This is a genomic window from Rhodanobacter sp. L36, assembly GCF_009765755.1.
Taxonomy (GTDB): domain Bacteria; phylum Pseudomonadota; class Gammaproteobacteria; order Xanthomonadales; family Rhodanobacteraceae; genus Rhodanobacter.
Map to the genome: position 1 here is coordinate 640,267 of NZ_LMUV01000011.1, position 21,308 is coordinate 661,574.

Consider the following 21,308-nt stretch of genomic DNA (forward strand, 5'->3'; position numbering starts at 1 on the left):
GATGCCGACGTGGGCACAGCAGGTGCGGCAGCGGGAGGCGTCGCGGCTTCGTCAGACATTGCCCGGCATGATAACTGCTGCGACAGGCTTGCTCTCGTGATAGGTGCGCGAAGAGTCAGGCTTTGTTTCGTCAGTGACCGATCGACGACAACACGACTCGCTAAACTGGGCGATATGAGGAGACCTGCATGACCGATTATCCTGCACCCGCCCAATCCATCGCACGGGCCATCGAGCGTGCGCAGGCGCTGCGCCAGCACATCGAACACGCCAATTATCGCTATCACGTGCTCGACGATGCCGAGATCACGGATGCCGAATACGACCGTTTGATGCGCGAACTTGAAGCGCTGGAAGCGGAACATCCGCAGCTCGCCTCCAACGATTCGCCGACGCGCAAGGTCGGTGCGCGTGCGCAAGGCGGTTTCGCTGAAGTGCGTCATCAGTTGCCCATGTTGTCGCTGGGCAATGCGTTCGAACAGGAAGGCGACACCGTTCGCGAACGCTATCGCGAGATTGCCGAATTCGAGCGTCGCATCGAGCAGACGCTCGACCGTCGTAGACCCGTGTTCTCGGTCGAACCGAAACTGGATGGTCTGGCGATCAGCCTGCGCTACGAGAACGGCTTGTTCGTCCAGGGCGCTACACGCGGCGATGGTGAAACCGGCGAAGACGTCACCGCGAATCTTCGTACCGTTCGCGCTATTCCTTTGAAGCTTCGCGGCAAGGACTGGCCGGACGTGCTTGAAGTGCGCGGCGAGGTGGTAATGCTGCGCAAGGATTTCGAAGCATTCAACGAGCGCGCGCGCCAGCATGACGAGCGCACACTGGCCAATCCACGCAATGGTGCGGCCGGTTCGCTGCGCCAGCTTGATCCTGCAATCACCGCGAAACGGAAATTGAGTTTCTTTGCCTACGCCGTGGGTGCAGTCGAAGGTGGCGAGCTGCCTGATACTCACTCGAAAACATTGCAGCGATTGCGCGACTGGGGTTTTCCTGTGTCGCCAGAAGTGGATACGGCGAAGGGTTTCGACGGGCTGATTGCGTACTTTGATCGCATCGGTGCCAAGCGCGATGCGTTGCCTTATGACATCGACGGCGTGGTCTACAAGCTCGACGATTACGCCGGGCAGCGCGAGATGGGTTTCGTCTCTCGCGCGCCGCGCTGGGCGATCGCGCACAAGTTTCCCGCTCAGGAACAAACCACCACGGTCGAGGCCATCGACGTGCGCATCGGCCGCACCGGCGCGGCGACACCTACGGCGCGTCTCGCGGCGGTGCAGGTTGGTGGCGTCACGGTCACCAGTGCCACTTTGCACAACGCCGACCAGATCGAGCGGCTGGACGTGCGCATCGGTGACACCGTGATTGTGCGACGTGCCGGCGATGTGATTCCCGAAGTGGTGCGCGTAATCCTTGATCAGAGGCCGCGCGACACGCGTCGATGGGCCATGCCAGCGCGTTGTCCGGTCTGCGATTCCGAACTGGTGCGCGAAGAGGGCGCCGCTGCGTGGCGTTGCTCGGGCGGCTTGATCTGCGCAGCGCAGCGCAAGGAAGCGTTGTTTCATTTTGCATCGCGTCGCGCGATGGACGTCGATGGCCTCGGCGAAAGGATCATCGACGCGCTGGTCGAACTCGACATGGTGCATACGCCGGCCGATCTCTATCGGCTGAGCGTCGATGATTTCGTCGAGATGAAGCGTCGTGCCGATGAGCGGGACGGAACGACCCCTGAAACCGTCAAGGCCGGGAAGGTTGCCACGAAGTGGGCCGAAAACCTGGTCGATGCGATCGAAGCCAGCAAGCGCACCACGCTCGCACGATTCCTTTTCGCACTCGGCATCATGCACATCGGCGAAAGCACGGCGAAAACGCTGGCGAGCTGGCTCGGTCGATTGCATTTTGTTCGTGAAACACCGGCGCCGGTGCTGCGCGTGCTGCCGGATATCGGCGCTGAAGTCGCCACGTCGATTGACGCGTTCTTTGAACAGGAGGGCAATCAGCGAGTGGTCGATGCGCTGCTCGAAGCGGGCATCACTTTCAGCGACGAAAGCGATCCGTCGCCGTTGTTGCATCAGCGGCTGGGGCTGGCTGTGCTGCTGGACATGGCCAACGTCGACAAGCTTGGCCCGAAAGGCACGAAGCTGCTGGCGGAGCAGTATCCGACGCTGGACAGCCTGATCGAGGCGGGCCCATCGCACTGGAGCGTGGCGCGATTGCCGCAGGCGGCGTCGATCAATCTTTCTTCGTTACTTGATGACGCGACGGCGCTGGCGACATTGCACAAAGCAGAAGCATCGATGCAGCGATTGCTCGCCGCTGCACCGGAAGACACCAGCGCGACCGATTCTCCGCTTTCGGGCCAGACCATCGTGCTTACCGGAACCATGGCGTCGTTGAGTCGCGACGAGGCGAAGGAAAAACTCGAAGCGCTGGGTGCAAAGGTTTCCGGTTCGGTCTCGAAGAAAACCAGCTTCGTCGTCGCCGGCGAGTCGGCGGGTTCAAAGCTCGACAAGGCGAAGGAACTCGATGTACCGGTGTGGGACGAAGAACAGTTGCTCGCACTGCTGGCCGAACATGGACGTGCGTCGGAATGACTGTGCGCGATCCATTCGCCCAGCTGCATTTGCGCGCGCGCTTGTACGCAGCGATTCGCTCGTTCTTCGCCGAACGCCAAGTGCTGGAAGTCGAGACGCCCGTGTTGTCCGCCGCGGGCAACACCGATCCGAACATCCAGAGTTTCGGCACGACATTCAGCGGTCACGTCGATGCCGGTGCGCGTGATCGCTGGTTGCGTACGTCGCCGGAATTTCCGTTGAAGCGATTGCTCGCGGCGGGCATCGGCGATTGCTACGAGATGGGCCGCGTGTTTCGCGATGGCGAGGCCGGCGGCCGGCACAATCCGGAATTCACGATGCTGGAGTGGTATCGCGTCGGCTGGGATCATCGGCGGTTGATGCACGAAACCGTCGAGCTGGTGGGGTTCGCGCTGCGCATGATCGGCCGACGTGTCGAAGTGCGGGTCGAAAGCTACCGGCAACTGTTTCTGGATGAGCTGGGTATCGATCCATTGCATGCGTCCATCGATGAGTTGCGCGCACCACTGGCCGACTTCGGCATCGGTCCGGACGGGTTGGGGCGGGATGACTGGCTGGATCTGCTGATCACGCACTTGCTGCAGCCGGCGTTCCCGCGCGATCGCATCACCGTGATCCACGATTTCCCGGCCAGTCAGTGCGCGCTGGCGCGCATCCGTGCGGGCGAACCGCCCCTGGCCGAACGTTTCGAGTTGTATCTGGGGCCGCACGAACTGGCCAACGGCTATCACGAGTTGAACGATGCCGCCGAGCAGCGCGAGCGTTTCGAGCGCGACAACCTCGTTCGCCTTGAGCGAGGCCAGCCGGCGATGCCGATCGACAAGGCCTTGCTCGAAGTGCTCGACGCATTACCCGCTTGCGCTGGCGTGGCAATGGGCATCGAGCGCCTGCTGATGTGCATGGTCAGCACCGATGCGATTGCCGACGTACTCGCGTTCGCGTTCAGCGAGGCTTGACGATGTCGGAGCCCTTGCTGAAATCGATCCACCACGTCGCACTGATCTGTTCGGATTGCGCGCGATCGCGTGCGTTCTATAGCGAGACGCTCGGGCTGCCGATTGTGCATGAGGTGTATCGCAAAGAACGCGATTCGTGGAAGTGCGATTTGCAGGTAAGCCCCGGCGTGCAGCTGGAACTGTTTTCGTTTCCGTCGCCGCCATCACGTCCGTCGCATCCCGAAGCGCAGGGCTTGCGTCATCTCGCATTCGCTGTCGACGACATCGATGCAGCCGTCGACACGCTTGCAACGCGCGGGGTGACGTGCGAATCAATACGCGTCGACGAATACACCGGTCGCCGCTTCACGTTTTTCGCCGATCCGGATCATCAGCCGATCGAGTTGTACGAAGCGAGCTGACCTGAGCGAGCTGATTTGAAACGACGAAGCCCTGCGCGTTGCCGGCAGGGCTTCGTGTTGAACGCAGGGATCGCTCAGTCGCGCTTTTCGAGCAGGTAGCGATAGATCAGGCCGCCGACCACGCCGCCGATCAGCGGAATCAGCCAGAACAGCCACAGTTGCTGGATTGCCCATCCGCCCTGGAACAAAGCGACGCCCGTGCTGCGTGCCGGGTTCACCGACGTATTGGTGACCGGGATGCTGATCAGGTGGATCAACGTGAGCGCAAGGCCAATCGCCAGTGGCGCGAAGCCGGCCGGTGCGCGCGCGTCGGTGGCGCCATGGATCACGATCAGAAAGAACGCGGTCAGCACCAGTTCGATCGCGATCGCAGCCTGCATCGAAAAGTGGCCAGGCGAATGGTCACCGAAACCGTTGGAGGCGAAGCCGCTGGCGCCGGCGTCGAAACCGGGTTTGCCGCTGGCGATGAAGTAAAGCACGGCCGCCGCGGCGATTGAGCCGATGACCTGCACGACGATGTACGGCACCACATCTTTCGCGGGGAATCGCCCGCCGGCACAAAGGCCGAGCGTAACCGCCGGATTGAAGTGTCCGCCGGAAATGTGACCGACCGCGTAAGCCATGGTCACCACCGTGAGACCAAAGGCCAGTGCTACTCCAGCGAATCCGATGCCCAGACCCGGGAAACCCGCCGCCAATACCGCGCTTCCGCAACCACCGAAAACCAGCCAGAACGTGCCGAAAAATTCGGCGCTCAGACGTTTGCTCATGTTCATCAGTTTTTCCCTGTCGTGTCGGAATGACTGTTGTGATGCCACGGCATCGTGCGTGATTGCCAAGACGCGACGACGTGGATTCTTGAACCCCCTGGCTCCTGGAAATCTCTTTCGCCGGCTACACGGGATTGGATCCCGCAAGACAGCTGGCAGGAATATACGCCCGACAGCAGCGGCTGGCACGTGTCGGTGTGATGGTGCGTCGGGCAGCGCGAGGTTTGTTGTATGTTGCCGGCTCTCCGTCAACACACACGAATCCGCCGATGATGCAGAACACGCCGGTGAACCACGCTCGCCAACTCGATCGCAACGATGCGCGCACGCTGATGCTCGCGGCGCTCGGTGGCGCGCTGGAGTTCTACGATTTCGTGGTGTTCGTGTTTTTTGCCAAGCTACTCGGCGATCTGTTTTTTCCGCACGGCACCGCATCGTGGCTTGCGCAGTTGCAGGTCTACGGAATCTTCGCCGCGGGTTATCTGGCGCGTCCGCTCGGCGGCATCGTGATGGCGCATTTCGGCGATCGCACCGGTCGCAAGAAAATGTTCACGCTGAGCGTATTGCTGATGGCGCTGCCGACGCTGGGCATCGGGTTGCTGCCCGTGTTTGCGCAGGTCGGCATGCTTGCGCCGCTGCTGTTGCTGCTGCTGCGCGTGGTGCAGGGTATTGCGGTAGGTGGTGAAGTGCCCGGTGCGTGGGTGTTCGTGGCCGAGCATGTGCCTGCGCGCAGTGTCGGCTTCGCTTGTGCAAGCCTTACCGCGGGCCTGACTTTCGGCATTCTGCTCGGTTCGTTGCTGGCGACGGCGCTCAACACATCGTTGGGCGATGCGACGATGCATGCGTGGGGTTGGCGTTTGCCCTTTCTGTTGGGCGGCGTGTTCGGTTTTCTGGTGGTATGGCTGCGCCGCTGGCTGAGCGAGACGCCGGTGTTCATCGAGATGCGCGAGCGCAAGGCGCTGAGTCAGCGCCTGCCTTTGGGCGTCGTGCTCGCTGAGCATCTCGGCGGCGTGGCGATGTCGATGCTGGTGACATGGACGCTGACGGCGGCGATCGTGGTGCTGATCCTGCTGTTGCCGGCACTGGCGACGCACAACTTCCACATCGATCCGCATCGCGCGTTTCTCGGCAACAGTCTGGCCGCACTCGCGTTGTGCGTTGGCTGCCTCTTTCATGGCTGGCTGTGTGATCGACTGAGCGCGGCGCGTGCGTTGCTGCTCGGTTCGTTCGCGATGCTGCTGATCACCTGGGCGCTGTTCGCCGACATGGCCCACGGCGGCGCCAACTTCCTGTGGCTGTATGCGCTGACCGGATTTTTTGTCGGCGTGGTGGGCGTGATTCCGACGGTGATGGTGCAAGCGTTCCCGCCCGCCGTGCGATTCACCGGCATTTCGTTTTCTTACAACGTCGCCTACGCGGTATTCGGCGCCAGCAGCGCGTCGTTGATCGGGCTGCTGGCCGATCGCGCCGGCCCGATGGCGCCGGCCTGGTATGTGGTGTTCACCGCATTGCTCAGTATCGGCGTGGCGTTGTACCTGATGCGCCGACGCGGCGCTTCGGCGCTCACATCGCGAGTCTGATCAGAATTCGAGTTCCTGCGCGGCACACAGATAGTCAACCATCGGTGCGGCGCGCTTGAACGTCGCCACGATCCACGGCATCAGCTCGTCGGAGCATGCGAGTGCTTCGTCGAAATTTTCGCCGACCGCGAAATCCTTGCGTTTGAGATCGTCGATCAGCTCGTGCTGCGGATCGAATCCGCGTGGCGACCGACTCAGCGATTCGCCCCAGAACGTGAGGTGTTCGCGGAACGTCTTGCTTTGCGTGGCACGTTTCCACGCCGCCGGGTTGTCCACCATGAAATCGCGAATGTGCTTCAGCGCGTCGGGTTCTGGATGCCACATGCCGCCGCCGGCAAAACAATCGCCGGGCTGGATGTGCACATAGAACGACGGCGCCTGGATTTCGTGGCGGCGTTCGTGGAAGAAACGCGAGCCCTGCCATGGCTTGTACGGCAGCTTGTTGTTGGAGAAGCGCGTGTCGCGATAAATGCGGAACAGCGAGCCGCCGTTCTTGCGCGGATCGGCACGGTAGTTCGCGCTGATCTTCGACAGCGGTGCCTGCATATCGGTAATCAATTGCAGGAACGGTTCGCGCACGTGTCGTTCGTAGTTGTCCTTGTGCGCGGCGAACCATTCGCGGCTGTTGTTGCGATCGAGCGAGCGCAGAAAACGAAAAGTGGCAGGCGTGAAATAGCTGTTGGGCATGGTCAAGTCAGTGAGGTGAAAAAAGATCGGAAGTTTGCGGCTCGGCGGTGTCTGCGGCGAGCTCCTCGCCCCACGCCTGCAACTGGTCGAGCAATTCGAAACGTTGTGCAGTGTTCGGGTCGGCGCGCAGTTCGTCGAGGCGCGCGAAGTAGTCGTCGAGCGTCAGCGCGGTGAGCGGCATCGGTCGGGTCAGTCGCGCGCGACGGAACGCATCCCAGCGCATGCGCTCGTCGATGTCGAGCGTCTCGGGCCAGTTGCGTGCGCGATAGCGAAACAGCAGTTCGGGATAACGTGCATCGCGAAACGGAAAGCTGCGTTGCCCCAATTCCGCTGGTGGCGTCGCGCGAACCTGCGCAAGCAATTTGCGATCGGCATCGGGAAGAAAACCGCCGCCATACAAAGCGAGCTCGGGATCTTCCGGCGGCGGCAGTTCGGTGGCGCGCTGGAAAACGCGACGGAGTTTTTCGGCAAGCCCGTCAATGGCGTGCAGCGTGTTTCGATGCGCGATGCTGCGATCGAGATCGAGCTGCAAGCGGTCGAGGTCTGCGCCCTGCAAGACGGAAAGCGGCGCGAGCGCTGGTGCATGGTTCGCGCGCACGGTGCGCAACGGAATGCGCTCGACGCCTTCGGGCAAATCCGCGCGAGCGGTGAAGATGCGATCGGCGATGTCCTCTTCGTTCTGTGCCAGCCAACTTGTCGGGTCCACCGAAAGATCGTAGATGATGATTTCGCCCGCGCGGCTCGGATGCGGCGCCAGTGGCGCGATCACCGCGAGACAATGCCGGCTGGCTGGATAGCGCGACGACACATGCACCATCGGAGTCATGTTCACCACGTCGAGCAGTTCGAAAACTTTCTGCTTGCGACGCAGGGCGAAGTGCCAGTCCCAAAGCCGCGGCTGACGCACGCGGATCAGTCGAGCCAGATCGATCAACGCGTAGACATCGGACAACGCATCGTGCGCGCGTTCCTGCCTGAGCTGGTTGGCGGTGGCCAGGTGTTCGAGTTTGAAACTGGGCGAACCGTCTTCGCGCGTGGGCCACACGATGCCTTCAGGTCGCAGCGCCTGGCACATGCGCACGAGGTCGATCAGGTCCCAGCGCGAATTGCCGTTCTCCCATTCGCGGCCATACGGCTCGTGGAAATTCCGGTAAAGCATTTGCCGAGTGAACTCGTCGTCGAAGCGCAGCGAGTTGTAGCCCACGCCGCAGGTGCCGGGCGCGGCCAGCTGTTCGTGCACGCGTGCAGCAAAGTCGGCTTCGATCAGGCCTTCACGTTCGGCGTGTTGAGGTGTGATGCCGGTGATCATGCAGGCGTCGGGGTGCGGCGGCATCTCGCGCGACGGTTTTTCATAGAACATCACCGGCTCGCCGATGATTTCAAGGTCCAGCGTGGTGCGGATGCCGGCGAATTGCACGGGCCGGTCGCGCCGCGTGTCGGAGCCGGAGGTTTCGTAGTCGTGCCAGAAAAAGGTCTGCATCGGCGGATCATCGCATGCGCAAAAGTTGCAGCGGCAACACTGATAAACTGGCCCATCCAAGGAGACACCATGAGCCACGTGCACGACGACAACCTGATCTGGATCGATCTGGAGATGACTGGTCTCGATACCGACAACGACTCCATTCTGGAGATCGCCACCGTCGTCACCGACAAGGATTTGAATGTGCTGGCCGAAGGGCCGGTGTTTGCCATCCGGCACGAGGTCGACCAGCTGGAATCGATGGACAGCTGGAACAGCAACCAGCACCACAAGTCCGGCCTGTGGCGGCAGGTGCTGATTTCCGAAACCGATCATGCGATGGCTGAGCAGGCCACGGTCGATTTCCTGCGCGCGTGGGTGTTGCCGGGCAAGTCGCCGATGTGCGGCAATTCCATCTGCCAGGATCGCCGCTTCATGCATCGGCAGATGCCGCGGCTGGAACGCTATTTCCATTACCGCAACCTCGATGTTTCGACCATCAAGGAACTGGCGCGCCGCTGGGCGCCGAACATTGCCAAGAGTTTCGGCAAGGAATCGGCGCACACGGCGCTATCCGATATCCGCGATTCGATCTCCGAACTGCGGCACTACCGCGGGTTCATGGGCGAGTTGGGTGGTTCCACCCGCGTCTGATTCGGTGTCACCATCGAGGTAACCGACATGTCGATCGATCTGTTTGCGACCGTACTCGACTGTAACGGTCGCGCGCTGCGCCTGGACCGCCCGCGGGTGGTCGGCATCATCAATCTGACGCCGGATTCGTTTTCCGGTGACGGCGTGATGGATGTCGATGCCGCCGTGTCGCAAGGGCTGCGCATGATGGAAGAGGGCGCCGACATGCTCGACGTCGGTGGCGAATCCACGCGCCCCGGCGCGGCCGATGTGACAGCGGAAGAAGAACTGCGCCGTGTGCTGCCGGTGATCGAGCAACTGATCGCGCGCACCACGTTGCCGATTGCCATCGACACTTCCAAACCGGAAGTGATACGTGTGGCGGTGAAGGCCGGTGCCGGCATGATCAACGACGTCCATGCGCTGCGCCGCGAAGGTGCGATGGATGCGGCTGCCGAACTCGGCGTGCCGGTTTGCCTCGTGCACATGCTCGGAGAACCTGGCGGCATGCAGGACGCGCCACATTACGACGATGTGGTCGGCGAGGTGCATCGCTTCCTGACCGATCGCCTGTTCGCGTGCGAGCTGGCGGGCATCGACCGGCGCAAGGTGATGGTCGACGTGGGTTTCGGCTTCGGCAAGACGCTGGAACACAACCTGGCCTTGCTCAGTGCGCTCGAACGTTTTACCAGCCTTGGCAGCGGCGTTTATGCCGGTTTGTCGCGCAAATCGATGATCGGCACGCTCACCGGCCGCCACAAGGCTGCCGACCGCGCAGCCGGCTCGGCAGCCGCGGCGCTGATCGCCGTGCAGCGTGGCGCGCGCATCGTTCGCGTGCACGACGTGGCCGCGACGGTGGATGCGCTTGCCGTATGGCATGCGGTCTATGCCGTTGATGCCGTGCCGAAACGCAACGAGAAAACCGCCATGCCGCGCTGGCCTGACGATGATTGAACAGCGGTGGCGGCGTATGCTGCGCGGCGGACAGAATCGCAGCTTTGGGGGGACACAGCCATGAATGAGCGTAAATATTTCGGCACCGACGGTATCCGCGGCATGGTGGGCGAATGGCCCATCAGCGCGGACTTCATGCTGCGGCTGGGTCGCGCCGTCGGCTGCGTGCTTGGCCGCGAAGGCAAGGATCGCCCGAAGATCCTGATCGGCAAGGACACGCGTGTTTCCGGTTACATGTTCGAAGCGGCGCTCGAGGCCGGTCTGGTCGCCGCGGGCGCGGACGTGGGCCTGCTTGGACCGATGCCGACGCCGGCCGTGGCGTTTCTCACTCGCTCGATGCGAGCCAGCGCAGGCATCGTGATCAGCGCCTCGCATAATCCGCATCACGACAACGGCATCAAGTTCTTCTCCGCCAACGGCGAAAAACTCACTGACGAAGTGGAGCTGGCGATCGAGCGCGAAGTGGATGCCGACTTCGTTACCGTGGCATCCGAACGGCTTGGCAAGGCGACGCGGATCGGCGATGCGGTGGCGCGCTATGCGGAGTTCTGCAAGGCGACCGTGGCGGAAGATTTCACTCTGCACGGGCTCAAGCTGGTGCTCGACTGCGCGCACGGCGCAACGTATCAAGTCGCGCCGAAAGTTTTCGCGGAGATGGGCGCGGAAGTCATCGCCATCGGCGACAAGCCCGACGGTTTCAACATCAATGCAGACGTCGGTTCCACCCATCCGCAATCACTGCAGCAAGCCGTGATCGCGCACGGTGCCGACATGGGCATGGCGTTCGACGGTGACGGCGATCGCCTTGTGCTAGTCGATCGACATGGTGCTTTGGCCGACGGCGACGACATTCTCTACGTGCTGGCAAAAAGCCTGCACGGACGGAACGCGCTGAAGGGGCCGGTGGTCGGCACGTTGATGAGCAACTACGGACTCGAGCTGGCACTGGCGGAATTCGGCGTGCCACTGATCCGCGCCAACGTCGGCGATCGCTACGTCATGCAGCAACTGCGGCAGCATGGCGGAGTGCTCGGCGGCGAAACGTCGGGACACATCCTTTGCCTTGATCGTGCGACGACCGGCGATGGCATTGTCGCGGCGCTCGCGGTACTCGAAGCGCTGGCGACGTCGGGTCAGGATCTTGCCGCGGCACGTTCCGACCTCAAGAAATTGCCGCAGGTGATGCTCAACGTGCGCGCCAACGGTGCGCGCGAAGCGCTGCACAGCGACGAAGTGAAACAGGCCACCGCGGAAGTGGAACGCGCGCTGCACGGTCGCGGTCGCGTCGTTTTACGTGCATCGGGAACCGAGCCGCTGGTTCGCGTCACCATCGAAGGCGCCGATGCGGTAGAAGTGCAGCAATTGGCAGAGCGGCTGGCCGACGTCGTAAAATCAGCGGCCCAAGCCTACGCTGCGGAAGCCACATGAAACATGTTCCTACCCTCGATATCCGACGCTACGAAAGCGATCGCGAGGCCTTCGTCGCCGAACTCGGCGCGGCCTATCGCCAGTTCGGTTTCTGCTGCATCAGCGGGCATGGCATTGCACGCGATCTGATCGACGGTTCGTACGACGCGTTCAAGCGTTTCTTCGCGTTGCCTACCGAGACCAAGATGAAGTACCACGTGCCCGGAACAGGCGGTGCGCGCGGCTACACGCCGTTCAAGGTCGAAACGGCGAAGGACAGCCAGTTCGCCGATCTCAAGGAGTTCTGGCATATCGGTCGCGAGATTCCGCGCGATTCGAAATTCGCCGACGTGATGGCGCCGAACCTGTGGCCAAGCGAAGTTCCGGATTTCAAGCCGTACGGCTACGGTTTGTACGAAGCATTGGACGATTTGGGGTCGCGCGTTTTGCGCGCGCTGGCCTTGCACGTGGGCCTGCCGGAGCGCTACTTCGACGACAAGACCGACCAGGGCAACTCGATCCTGCGGCCGATCCACTATCCGCCGATCACGCAGGACAACGTTCCCAACGAGCGCGCCGGCGCGCACGAGGACATCAACTTCATCACGCTTCTGGTCGGCGCGAGTGCGGAGGGCCTCGAGGTGCTGAGCGATGGCCAGTGGTTGCCGATCACCACCGAAGGCGACGCCATCGTGGTGAACATCGGCGACATGCTGCAGCGCCTGAGCAATCACGTGTATCCGTCCACGTCGCATCGCGTGGTGAATCCGAAGAACGACAACGCGCGCAAGCCACGTTATTCGGTGCCGTACTTTTTGCATCCGAATCCGGATGTGGTGCTCGATCCGGTGCCCGAATGCATCACGGCGGAAAACCCCAGCCGCTACGAAAACTCGATCACTTCACACGAATACCTGCTGCAGCGGCTGCGCGAGATCAAGCTGATCTGATCTCGCGAGTTACTTGTCATCGTTTCGATATCGTTTCGCCTGACGCGCCGAAAGATGGTTCGCCAGGCGATCTGGCATCAGCTGGAAAATCGTCTTGATGAATCGATTGACGCGCCCGGTGATGAACATCGAATCACCACGCTCCACCGCGGCAATGCCCTGGCGAACCACTTCCTGCGCGCTGAGCCACATGAAGGCAGGCATGTTGTCCATCTTGTCGCGCGTGCCGGTGACGTCGTGGAATTCCGACCAGGTGAAACCCGGACACAACGCGCACACGTTCACGCCGGCTGCCCGGTTTTCCAGCGCCAGCGATTGCGAGAATTTGATCAGGTACGCCTTTGACGCGCCATACAACGTGTGCATCGCCGTGGCCGGCACATGACCGGCCAGCGAAGCGACATTGATGATGCGTCCATAACCGCGACCACGCATGCCGGGCAAGAGATGGCGTGTCAGTTCGGTCGGCGCCGTTACCAGCACTTGCAGGGAATCCGCGTGGGTTTTCCAGTCGTTGGAAACGAATGAACCCGGCACACCGTAACCTGCGTTGTTGATCAGCCAATCCACGTGCAAGCCGCGTTCCGCGAGCGTATCGCAGAGTTCGCGCGCAGCTGCGGGGTCCGCCAGATCGTTAGGCAGAACGGTCACGACGATGCCATGCCGTTGGGTCAATTCGTCGGCGATTGCCTGGAGTCGATCTGCGCGTCGTGCCGTGAGGACAAGGTCGTGTCCAAGCGCCGCCAGCTGCCGCGCGAATTCCGCGCCGATGCCGGATGAGGCGCCGGTGATCAGGCTGAGCGGTTTGGACTGCGACATGGGGAGTTCCTTCATGGAGAACGCGCCATTTTGACCGTTTGTCGCGTCGATGCCAGCACTCTCCAAGGTTGACCGCGATTGCCGATGCGCGATGCCGTCGCTAAGCTGCGCGCTCCATCGTCAGGGATATGTCCCATGCGCAAGAAATTCGTCGCCGGCAACTGGAAGATGCATGGCAGCCAGACGATGGCGAGCGCGCTGGCAAGCGATATCGTCGCAAGCATGCCCGGCGACATCGATGTCGCGGTATTTCCGCCGTTTGTGTATATCGCAACGCTCGCAACGCAATTCGCCAACAAAGGTCTGGGGCTTGGCGGCCAGGACGTGAGCGAACATGACGGGCAGGGCGCATATACCGGCGAGATTTCCGCCGCGATGCTGGCTGATGTCGGCGCGAGGTGGACTCTGGTCGGTCACTCCGAGCGCCGCCACTATCACAACGAGAGCAATGACCTGGTGGCGCGAAAATTCGCCGCGGCGCGAGCCGGTGGCCTCACGCCCATCCTGTGTATCGGCGAGTCGCTGGCACAGCGTCAGGCCGGCCAGACCGAAGCCGTGATCGAGGCACAATTGCATGCCGTCCTGTCGACCAGCGGCGCGGCCAGCTTCGATACGGCTGTCATCGCATACGAACCGTGCTGGGCGATTGGTACGGGTCAAACCGCCACGCCCGAGCAGGCTCAGAAGGTACATGCCTTCATTCGTAGCCAACTCGAAAAGGAAGATGTTATGATTGCCGGGATGACTCGACTGCTTTACGGCGGTAGCGTCAAGGCGGCCAACGCCGCGGAACTGTTCGCTCAGGCGGACGTGGACGGTGGGCTGATCGGCGGTGCTTCGCTGACCGCAACCGACTTCCTTGGAATCTGCGCCGCGGCGCAATAAGCGCTACAGGCTCAAAAGAAATCATGTTCGTCATTTTCAGCGTGTTTTACATCCTGATCGCTGCCGCAATGATCGTGCTGATCCTGCTGCAGAATGGCGCGGGCGCCGATGCCGGTTCCGGCTTTGGCAGCGGCGCTTCGGCGACGGTGTTCGGTGCGCGCGGCTCGGCTACCTTCCTTACCCGCACCACCGGCATTCTTGCCACGCTGTTCTTCCTGATGAGCCTTGGCATGGGCATGTACTTGCACGCCAACGGCGCGCAGCATGACGACGGTGGCGATCTTGGTGTGATGTCCAGCGCAGCTAGCAAACCGGCCGCACAAAAACCGGCACCTGCGCCAGCGCCCGCTACGGAAGTTCCCTTGGCAACGCCCGCAGCAGCCAATACGCCGGCAAAGTCAGCCGGCAACGTACCCGCAGCGGCAACCGCGCCAGCGAAAAAGGATTGAGTAACACGCAGCACGTAACACACCTGCCCAGGTGGCGGAACTGGTAGACGCACTACCTTGAGGTGGTAGCGACGTAAGTCGTAGGGGTTCGAGTCCCCTCTTGGGCACCATTACATCGTTTGAAGACGTCCGCTAGAGTCCAAAAACACAACGAAAACCGCTACTTGCGGGTTTTTTTGTGTCTGTTAGCGTGCAGAGGCATCCAACGCTGTCCAGTGGAATACCCCAATAAGTGGGGGTACAGTCGGGGGTACGGGCAGCAAATGGGCTGCTGGCCAACAAGGGATACCCCCAAAATGCCCCTGTCAGACGTTGCCGTCCGCAAGGCCAAGCCTGCGCCCAAGCCGTACAAGATGGCGGACGGTCGAGGGCTGTTTCTGCTGGTGAATCCGACCGGCTCCAAACTGTGGCGCTGGAAGTACCGGGTAGACGGGCGCGAGAAACTGCTGGCACTGGGCGCGTACCCCGAGCTTTCCCTGACCGCTGCCCGCGATGCGACAACCGACGCCCGCAAGCTATTGGCCAACGGCACCGACCCCGGAGAGGTGCGCAAGGCGGTCAAAGCTAAACGAATCGAGGCGGCAGCCGTTGCGTCCGACACCTTCGAGGCGGTGGCCCGCGAATGGATGGCACGGCAGGACGTGGCCGAAGTGACGGCCAACAAGACCCGCTGGATTCTGGAAACCTTCCTGTTTCCCGAGATTGGCAGGCGACCCATTGCCGAGGTGACGGCGCGCGAGCTGCTGGACGCGCTGCGCAAGGTCGAGGAAAGCGGCAGGCTGGAAAGCGCCAAGCGGGCCAAGATCAAGGCGGGGCAGGTATTCCGGTACGCCATGTTGGAAGGCAAGACGAACACTGACCCGACTGCCAGCCTGCGGGGAGCGCTTAAGCCCCCCAGCGGCAAACACCATGCTGCCATCACTGACCCGGCACGGATGGGCGAGCTGCTGCGCGCGATTGACGGCTTCACCGGGCAACCCGTGACGCTGGGCGCGCTGAAACTAGCCCCGCTGGTATTCGTGCGACCGGGTGAGTTGCGTCATGCAGAGTGGGTTGAGTTTGATCTGGTCGGGGCTATCTGGCGCATCCCCGGCGAGAAAATGAAGATGAAGGCCGCGCACCTTGTCCCGCTATCCAATCAAGCCGTGACAATGCTGCGCGAGCTGCACGCCTTCACCGGCGGCGACCGCTACGTGTTTCCTGGCCTGCGCACGGCATCCCGACCCATGTCAGAAAACACCGTCAATGCTGCCCTGCGACGGCTGGGCTATAGCGGCGAGGAAATGACCGGGCACGGTTTCCGCAGCATGGCCGCGACGCGGTTAAACGAAATGGGCTGGAACGCGGATGCCATCGAGCGGCAACTGGCACATGCCGAATCCAACAAGGTGCGTGAGGCTTACACGCACGCGGCGCAGTATCTGGAAGTACGCACACGCATGATGCAGGCATGGGCCGACTATCTGGACGGGCTGCGGGCTGGCGGAAAGGTTATTGCGATCGGTCGGAAGGTAAGCTAATTACTTGAAACGCCGCGCTTAGGACGGCCATCTGAAAACCGGGCACCTTCCCCGGCTGGCGCGGCACCTATTGAAGGGCGCAAAGGTGGCGCGATGGATATCCTAAAGGGCGAACGCATACTGCCGGTGCGAGTTATCAGCGTGCGGCTGGCAGCCACGATTTTCGCCTTTGAACTTGGCGAGTGGAAGGGCGTAGAGATCGCCGAATCAGAGCTTGAGCCGTTCCTGCAGCCGCAAACTGACAGTGACCAAGTCCGTGCTGGGACAAGCCCTCATTCTTGGGGTCAGCTAACACTGAAAGGGACAATCAGCCGCGCGCGTGATGCCATCGAATCTTTGCTCGTCCACTCCATTGACTCGGGAGGAGTGGCCGTACTGGTAGAACGCCGTGACTTGGCTGGCGCACTGGTCACCGGCGAGACTCTGGTGGACGTGGATAAGGTGTTCGATTGGGCGGAGGTGCACGGACTGGAACCAGGCGATTTTTTTACTAATTACGTCGAAGATGAAACTGAGATAGCAATGGCCGCACTCTCGCGCATCAACGATGAGCGGGCACGCCTGGAAAACCCCGTCGAACATGCGCGCGTGATGAAACGAGTGGCTGATATGGATTCAGATTACGTAATAGAGCTGATGAGGGAAAATGAAAGACTTCGACAACGAGCTCGCGAACGTGAACAGCCAGATGCACCACTGGATGGCCGCCAGCGCACCACGCTTCTGGCGATCATCGGCGCACTGGCTAATGCTGCAAAACTTGACCTTACCCAGCACTACAAAGCCGGTGAAGCCATCGCTGCAATGTTAGACGAGCAGGGTGTGAAGCTATCAGGCCGTTCGATTGGCGAACACTTGAAATCAGTTCGTGAAGCTATGAACAGACGGAAGGTCTAGCGCCTCAAACTGCAATAGCGGCAATACAAGCTGCAATAGCAACAACGGCGCAATGGTGATCGCGATGCTGTACTCGTTCTTAAACGACGAGGCTACATCACAATGCACACCCTGCCCGAAACTGGCTACCTTCGTCTGCCGCAGATAGTCGGCAAACTCGCCACCAAGACCGCGCCGGCTATCCCCGCGATCTTCCCCGTCTGCCGTTCGACTTGGTGGGCAGGCGTCAAAGCTGGGCGCTACCCGCAGCCCGTGAAGCTAGGTGAGCGAATTACCGCGTGGCGGGTCGAAGACATTCGAGCGCTGATCGAGCGGCCGGCACCCCAGCCGTGAGTACGCGCAAACCGAACCCTCGGCTCGCCAAGATTCACAGGTCGTACTCCGTGGAAGAGGTCGCCCGGTTATATGGCACCCACCGCAACACGGTTAGGGCATGGATTCGAGCCGGACTTCCTACGATTGACGGCGGTCACCCGATCTTGATTGCTGGTCGTGACTTAGGCGCCTTTCTCCTAGCACGGCGCCAGCGAAACAAAAGACCGTGCGGGGTCGGCGAACTCTACTGTTGCCGATGCCGCGTCCCGCGAAAGCCTGCAGAAAGTCGCGCGGTCTACGAGCCGATGAATGCGGCGACCGGAAATCTAGTTGGGGTCTGCTCGACGTGCTCGGCAAGGATGAATCGTCGGGTCAGCTTGGCGAAGTTGGAGGTTGTTCAAGGTGATTTGGCTGTTGCGATACCGGTAGCACAGGAACACATAGGCAAGAGCCATCAACCCTCCGTGAACTGTGCTTCGAACTAGGAGTCTCGCACCATGAAAAAATACAACCCAGCGAATGAGCGGATTAAGCGCGACTATTTTGCGTTTCTGAAAGAGGCCAGGCGCCAAAGCGAGAACTCAGTAGATGCTGCCGCCATGGCCATTGCACGCTTTGAGGCTGACACTAGGTTGCGAGATTTCAAAGCCTTCCACTTTGAGCAAGCCATCGCCTTCAAGCATCGCCTCGCCCGCCAAGAAAGCCGTGCCACGGGCGGCAAGCTCAGCAAGGCGACGTTGAACGCAACCCTCGCGCACCTCAAACGCTTCTTCCAGTGGCTGGCGCTTCAACCTGGCTACAAGTCGCGACTAAACTATCCAGATGCCGAATACTTCAACCTCTCGGAGAAGGATTCGCGTGTCGCCACAGCCCGTCGCCAGCGCGCCGTACCAACTATCGAACAGATCAAGCACGTCCTCGCCACGATGCCGAACGATTCCGCCATAGACCGACGGAATCGCGCGCTTATTGCCTTTGCGCTGTTGAGCGGGGCACGCGATAGCGCCATCGCATCGATCAAACTCAAGCACGTTGACCTGAGTGCAGGGAACGTCTTTCAAGACGCGCGCGAGGTGAATACCAAGTTCAGCAAGAGCTTCACGACGACGTTTTTCCCTGTAGGCGAGGACGTTCGCCAGATCGTGGCCGATTGGGTCGTCTATCTTCGAGAAGTAATGCTTTGGGGCAACGACGATCCGCTCTTCCCGTCAACGATGGTTTCCACCGGTCCGACGCGGCAATTTCGTCGAGTCGGACTGACGCGGACGCATTGGAGCAATGCCGGTCCAATCAGGGGTATCTTTAAGGCGGCATTTGCTGAAGCTGGATTGCCGTATTTCAATCCGCACAGTTTCCGCAACACGCTGGTGCGCCTTGGTGAAACTTTGTGTCAGACACCCGAGACCTTCAAGGCGTGGAGCCAGAATCTCGGTCACGACGGCGTGTTGACCACGTTCACGAGCTATGGCTCGGTTGATCCGCGGCGCCAGGGTGAAATAATCCGGTCGCTTCGATGCTGCCAGCCGGGGGGCGATGCTAAAACCGTCCGACTGGCAGAGGTTCTGATAGAGCAGATACGGAAGAGTGGGCTGCTGGAATCCAACGATTGCCCTAGCTAGGCAATTCGACGGCAACACATGGACGATAGAGCATTGCGCGGCGCCTTCTGACTACGGGTCGGTAGCAGTTGTAGAAAAAAGACGCCACGACTTTGAGCAACACCTTTGCCTGCCGACTACAGGCGATCTAAAGGGCTCACGGTTCTTCGGATCGCATGGTGGACATGGGTGTAGATCATTGTTGTCTTCAAACTACGATGACCAAGAAGCAGCTGGATGGTGCGGATGTCGGTGCCTTCAGCGAGCAAGTGGGTGGCAAAGGAGTGCCGAAGCGTATGCACAGAGGCTTGCTTTGAGATGCCGGCATCGGCGACTGCGCGTTTGAAGGCGATTTGAACATTGGACTCCGATGCGTGCCAACGTAGAAGTTGCCCGCTATGAGCACAGGCTCGCGTGACCCGAGATGGGAAAATGAACTGCCAGGCCAAGCTCCGGCTAGCCCTTGGATACTTTCTATCCAGCGCATTGGGCATCGGCGCAAAGCCGCGTCCGTGGGTCAAGTCGTGCTTGTGGAGTGACGCAACCCTCAACACATGCTGTTGTAGCGGTTGCAGAAGCCGGCCAGGAAGCACGGATACCCGGTCCTTGCCGCCTTTACCCGAACGGATGCTGATGGTTCTATCGCGAAAATTCAGATCCTTGATTCGAAGCGTCATGCATTCGTTCACCCGCAAGCCGGCGCCATAGAGCAATTCGGCCATCAGACGAGGCGTCCCGTGCATGCGGGCAAGAACATCCCGCACCTTTTCAACATCCATGACTACGGGAAGCCGAGCCGGCTTCTGTATGCGTTTCAAGCTAGTCAAATGGCCGACATCGATCTCAAGAACATCACGATACAAGAACAAAAGCGCGTTGAGAGCTTGAGACTGCGTGGAGGCCGAGACGCGCTGCTCTGCGGCCAAATAGTTCACAAACTGCGTGATGCCGGCTGGCCCGACGTCGCGGGGATGCTGTTTGAGATGGAAGAAGATGTATCGCCGAATCCAGAATCGGTAGGCCTCCTCCGTGCGCAGGCTCAGGTGGCGCCGGCGGCAGACCGCGGAGACCTGATCCATGAGACGTGGGGCAGGGAGAGGTGGCGCGGGAAGTTCACCCCATAACGGTCGCTCCTTGTGGAAAAAGGACATGAGATTACGCGATCGGACCGGCCCGCTGGGTCCGGCTATTCGTCAGCTTGTTAGCCGGACCGAGCACGGATAAGCTCGCGTGGAATCAGGATGTTGCGGTGCGAAGGCTTCGCAAGTTCAAGGACGTATAACCGGACCCAGGGGTCCGTCTAATTGGTAGTTAGGCCCCAATGACCAAGGCGAAACATTCAGACGGCCGTATGTTCCTGGGAGCTGCACTTTTCCCTTCTGGGTTTCATTGCTGCGTTCGCATCGTTCTATGCGGTGACCAGCGCGCTCGTTTTTCCTTCTCATTTTTTTGCATTTTGGGTTTTCGTCAGTTTCGTAGCTTCGCTAATCCTTCTAGCGGGTGCCTGCATTGCCGTTAGTGACGTGTCCGGCTTCTGGCAGTTCCCGCTTCAAGCCTTTGCGGTAGCCGCAATCGTCGTTGGTGTCGCCGCCATCGTCAGCGCCGCGTTTGGTAACTGGCATCTACTCTTTGGGGCTCTAGGCTTCAGAGCGCTGGCCTGCCTTTTTGCGGGTGTTGGTGCCGGGTACGTCATGCGGCGTTTGCAAATCCGCTTCCTTCCTAGGCACCATGCCTAACCAATCATTCAAGCGGACGGCTCCGCCGCCGCTTAATTCCAGCGTTAGACAAAGGGGAATAACGTGCGTCACTTGAGCAAAATGATCGTCGCAGGTGCTGCCATCTATGCCTTCGTTGCTTCAGCTGGAGAAGTAACCGTTACAAAAGAGCTTCAGGCCGCAATGCAAGATATAGCCGTCCATTCTCAGGTCGTGATGGTTGACGGCTCGGGAGCCACTCCAAAGACCTTCCACGAAGACTCCGATCCCAAGACTCTTCAAATTGTCATGTTGGCTAAGCCCTCAGACGGAGCTGCTCAAGTTTCCAGCGATGGCGAGGTCATCTTTTTGCAAAAAGATACCTCCGAGAAGGAGCAGCAGTCCCTATTTGGGAGAGCCTTTTATCTCAAAGCCAAAGCGCGAGAGGCTGCTTCACAATCGGCAGGCGAGCACAGCTCACCGTAGGCGTCTAACATTGCGTTCAAGGCGGACGGCTACGCCGCCGCTTAACTCCTGCGTTAGGCTTCATGAAACAACTTGCCAAGCTCATAGCCATCAGCACGCTTTGCCTAGTCGTATTTGTCTGGGGGCGTTACCTTTTCCTTGAGGCCCGTACGGATTCGACGTACACGAACGCCAAGGTCGGGGACACAGAGAAGGCCATTGTCACCAAACTGGGTGTGCCAGACCAAGTGCTTCCATGCGGCAAGTAT

At 60.6% G+C, this 21,308-nt stretch carries 21 protein-coding genes and 1 tRNA gene; 17 read left to right on the forward strand and 5 right to left on the reverse strand.

The features are described from left to right. Window positions 1-188 precede the first annotated feature (188 nt). The 3 genes from ligA to GSQ73_RS12630 are packed head-to-tail and all read left to right on the forward strand — an operon-like array spanning window position 189 to window position 3,954. A complete protein-coding gene (ligA, locus tag GSQ73_RS12620; RefSeq protein WP_158884503.1) occupies window positions 189-2,597 on the forward strand; it encodes an NAD-dependent DNA ligase LigA in 2,409 nt (802 codons plus the stop codon). After that, entirely contained in the window at window positions 2,594-3,553 is a 960-nt protein-coding gene (epmA, locus tag GSQ73_RS12625; protein ID WP_158884505.1) for an EF-P lysine aminoacylase EpmA, read from the forward strand. Before ligA ends, epmA begins: the two co-directional genes overlap by 4 nt. A gap of 2 nt (window positions 3,554-3,555) precedes the next feature. Then, the gene (locus tag GSQ73_RS12630; protein WP_174236101.1) at window positions 3,556-3,954 is read left to right on the forward strand and encodes a VOC family protein; all 399 of its coding nucleotides are present in this window, start codon (window positions 3,556-3,558) and stop codon (window positions 3,952-3,954) included. A gap of 74 nt (window positions 3,955-4,028) precedes the next feature. On the opposite strand, the gene aqpZ is transcribed toward GSQ73_RS12630, so the two are convergent. Then, window positions 4,029-4,730 carry an aquaporin Z gene (aqpZ, locus tag GSQ73_RS12635; RefSeq protein WP_216844775.1) on the reverse strand — a complete coding sequence of 234 codons (702 nt, stop codon included), beginning with the start codon at window positions 4,728-4,730 and terminating at the stop codon, window positions 4,029-4,031. A 263-nt stretch (window positions 4,731-4,993) separates the two neighbouring features. On the opposite strand from aqpZ, the gene GSQ73_RS12640 reads away from it, so the two are divergent. Further along, the gene (locus GSQ73_RS12640; RefSeq protein ID WP_254063403.1) at window positions 4,994-6,304 is read left to right on the forward strand and encodes an MFS transporter; all 1,311 of its coding nucleotides are present in this window, start codon (window positions 4,994-4,996) and stop codon (window positions 6,302-6,304) included. On the opposite strand, the gene GSQ73_RS12645 is transcribed toward GSQ73_RS12640, so the two are convergent. Further along, a complete protein-coding gene (locus tag GSQ73_RS12645; protein ID WP_158884507.1) occupies window positions 6,305-6,991 on the reverse strand; it encodes a DUF2461 domain-containing protein in 687 nt (228 codons plus the stop codon). A gap of 7 nt (window positions 6,992-6,998) precedes the next feature. Further along, complete coding sequence (gene sbcB, locus GSQ73_RS12650) at window positions 6,999-8,471, reverse strand: exodeoxyribonuclease I (protein WP_158884509.1); 1,473 nt, start codon at window positions 8,469-8,471, stop codon at window positions 6,999-7,001. Window positions 8,472-8,540: 69 nt separating this feature from the next. Between sbcB and orn the strand changes: the two genes are divergently transcribed. The 4 genes from orn to GSQ73_RS12670 are packed head-to-tail and all read left to right on the forward strand — an operon-like array spanning window position 8,541 to window position 12,397. Further along, complete coding sequence (orn, locus tag GSQ73_RS12655) at window positions 8,541-9,107, forward strand: oligoribonuclease (RefSeq protein WP_158884511.1); 567 nt, start codon at window positions 8,541-8,543, stop codon at window positions 9,105-9,107. A gap of 27 nt (window positions 9,108-9,134) precedes the next feature. Then, on the forward strand, window positions 9,135-10,040 hold the full coding sequence (folP, locus tag GSQ73_RS12660) for a dihydropteroate synthase (RefSeq protein ID WP_158884513.1): 906 nt from the start codon (window positions 9,135-9,137) through the stop codon (window positions 10,038-10,040). A 60-nt stretch (window positions 10,041-10,100) separates the two neighbouring features. Beyond that, window positions 10,101-11,468, forward strand: coding sequence for a phosphoglucosamine mutase (glmM, locus tag GSQ73_RS12665; protein ID WP_158884515.1), 1,368 nt, complete (start codon window positions 10,101-10,103; stop codon window positions 11,466-11,468). Continuing rightward, window positions 11,465-12,397 (forward strand): 2-oxoglutarate and iron-dependent oxygenase domain-containing protein, encoded by a 933-nt coding sequence (locus GSQ73_RS12670; protein ID WP_158884517.1) that lies wholly within the window; start codon window positions 11,465-11,467, stop codon window positions 12,395-12,397. Before glmM ends, GSQ73_RS12670 begins: the two co-directional genes overlap by 4 nt. A gap of 9 nt (window positions 12,398-12,406) precedes the next feature. Here the strand turns inward: GSQ73_RS12670 and GSQ73_RS12675 are convergent, their stop codons facing one another. Beyond that, window positions 12,407-13,216, reverse strand: a complete 810-nt coding sequence (locus tag GSQ73_RS12675; RefSeq protein WP_158884519.1) for an SDR family oxidoreductase — start codon at window positions 13,214-13,216, stop codon at window positions 12,407-12,409. Window positions 13,217-13,351: 135 nt separating this feature from the next. Between GSQ73_RS12675 and tpiA the strand changes: the two genes are divergently transcribed. From tpiA to GSQ73_RS12715, 7 genes are all read left to right on the forward strand, one after another. Beyond that, the gene (gene tpiA, locus GSQ73_RS12680; protein ID WP_158886463.1) at window positions 13,352-14,101 is read left to right on the forward strand and encodes a triose-phosphate isomerase; all 750 of its coding nucleotides are present in this window, start codon (window positions 13,352-13,354) and stop codon (window positions 14,099-14,101) included. Window positions 14,102-14,124: 23 nt separating this feature from the next. After that, window positions 14,125-14,550, forward strand: a complete 426-nt coding sequence (secG, locus tag GSQ73_RS12685; RefSeq protein WP_158884521.1) for a preprotein translocase subunit SecG — start codon at window positions 14,125-14,127, stop codon at window positions 14,548-14,550. 25 nt (window positions 14,551-14,575) lie between these two features. Next, window positions 14,576-14,660 (forward strand) — tRNA-Leu (locus GSQ73_RS12690). A gap of 186 nt (window positions 14,661-14,846) precedes the next feature. Beyond that, complete coding sequence (locus tag GSQ73_RS12695; RefSeq protein WP_158884523.1) at window positions 14,847-16,070, forward strand: integrase arm-type DNA-binding domain-containing protein; 1,224 nt, start codon at window positions 14,847-14,849, stop codon at window positions 16,068-16,070. Between the two features lie 93 nt (window positions 16,071-16,163). Further along, window positions 16,164-16,967: a hypothetical protein gene (locus tag GSQ73_RS12700; RefSeq protein WP_158884525.1), complete on the forward strand. Its 804-nt coding sequence runs from the start codon at window positions 16,164-16,166 to the stop codon at window positions 16,965-16,967. A gap of 102 nt (window positions 16,968-17,069) precedes the next feature. Further along, on the forward strand, window positions 17,070-17,300 hold the full coding sequence (locus GSQ73_RS12705) for an AlpA family phage regulatory protein (protein WP_158884527.1): 231 nt from the start codon (window positions 17,070-17,072) through the stop codon (window positions 17,298-17,300). Window positions 17,301-17,779: 479 nt separating this feature from the next. After that, the gene (locus tag GSQ73_RS12715; RefSeq protein ID WP_158884531.1) at window positions 17,780-18,901 is read left to right on the forward strand and encodes a tyrosine-type recombinase/integrase; all 1,122 of its coding nucleotides are present in this window, start codon (window positions 17,780-17,782) and stop codon (window positions 18,899-18,901) included. A 116-nt stretch (window positions 18,902-19,017) separates the two neighbouring features. Here the strand turns inward: GSQ73_RS12715 and GSQ73_RS12720 are convergent, their stop codons facing one another. Next, window positions 19,018-19,959 (reverse strand): integron integrase, encoded by a 942-nt coding sequence (locus GSQ73_RS12720; RefSeq protein WP_158884533.1) that lies wholly within the window; start codon window positions 19,957-19,959, stop codon window positions 19,018-19,020. Between the two features lie 729 nt (window positions 19,960-20,688). Here GSQ73_RS12720 and GSQ73_RS12725 point away from each other — a divergent pair. Further along, window positions 20,689-21,060: a hypothetical protein gene (locus tag GSQ73_RS12725; RefSeq protein ID WP_158884535.1), complete on the forward strand. Its 372-nt coding sequence runs from the start codon at window positions 20,689-20,691 to the stop codon at window positions 21,058-21,060. Between the two features lie 62 nt (window positions 21,061-21,122). Then, on the forward strand, window positions 21,123-21,308 hold a 186-nt coding region (locus GSQ73_RS17920), incomplete at its 3' end, for a hypothetical protein (RefSeq protein WP_216844777.1).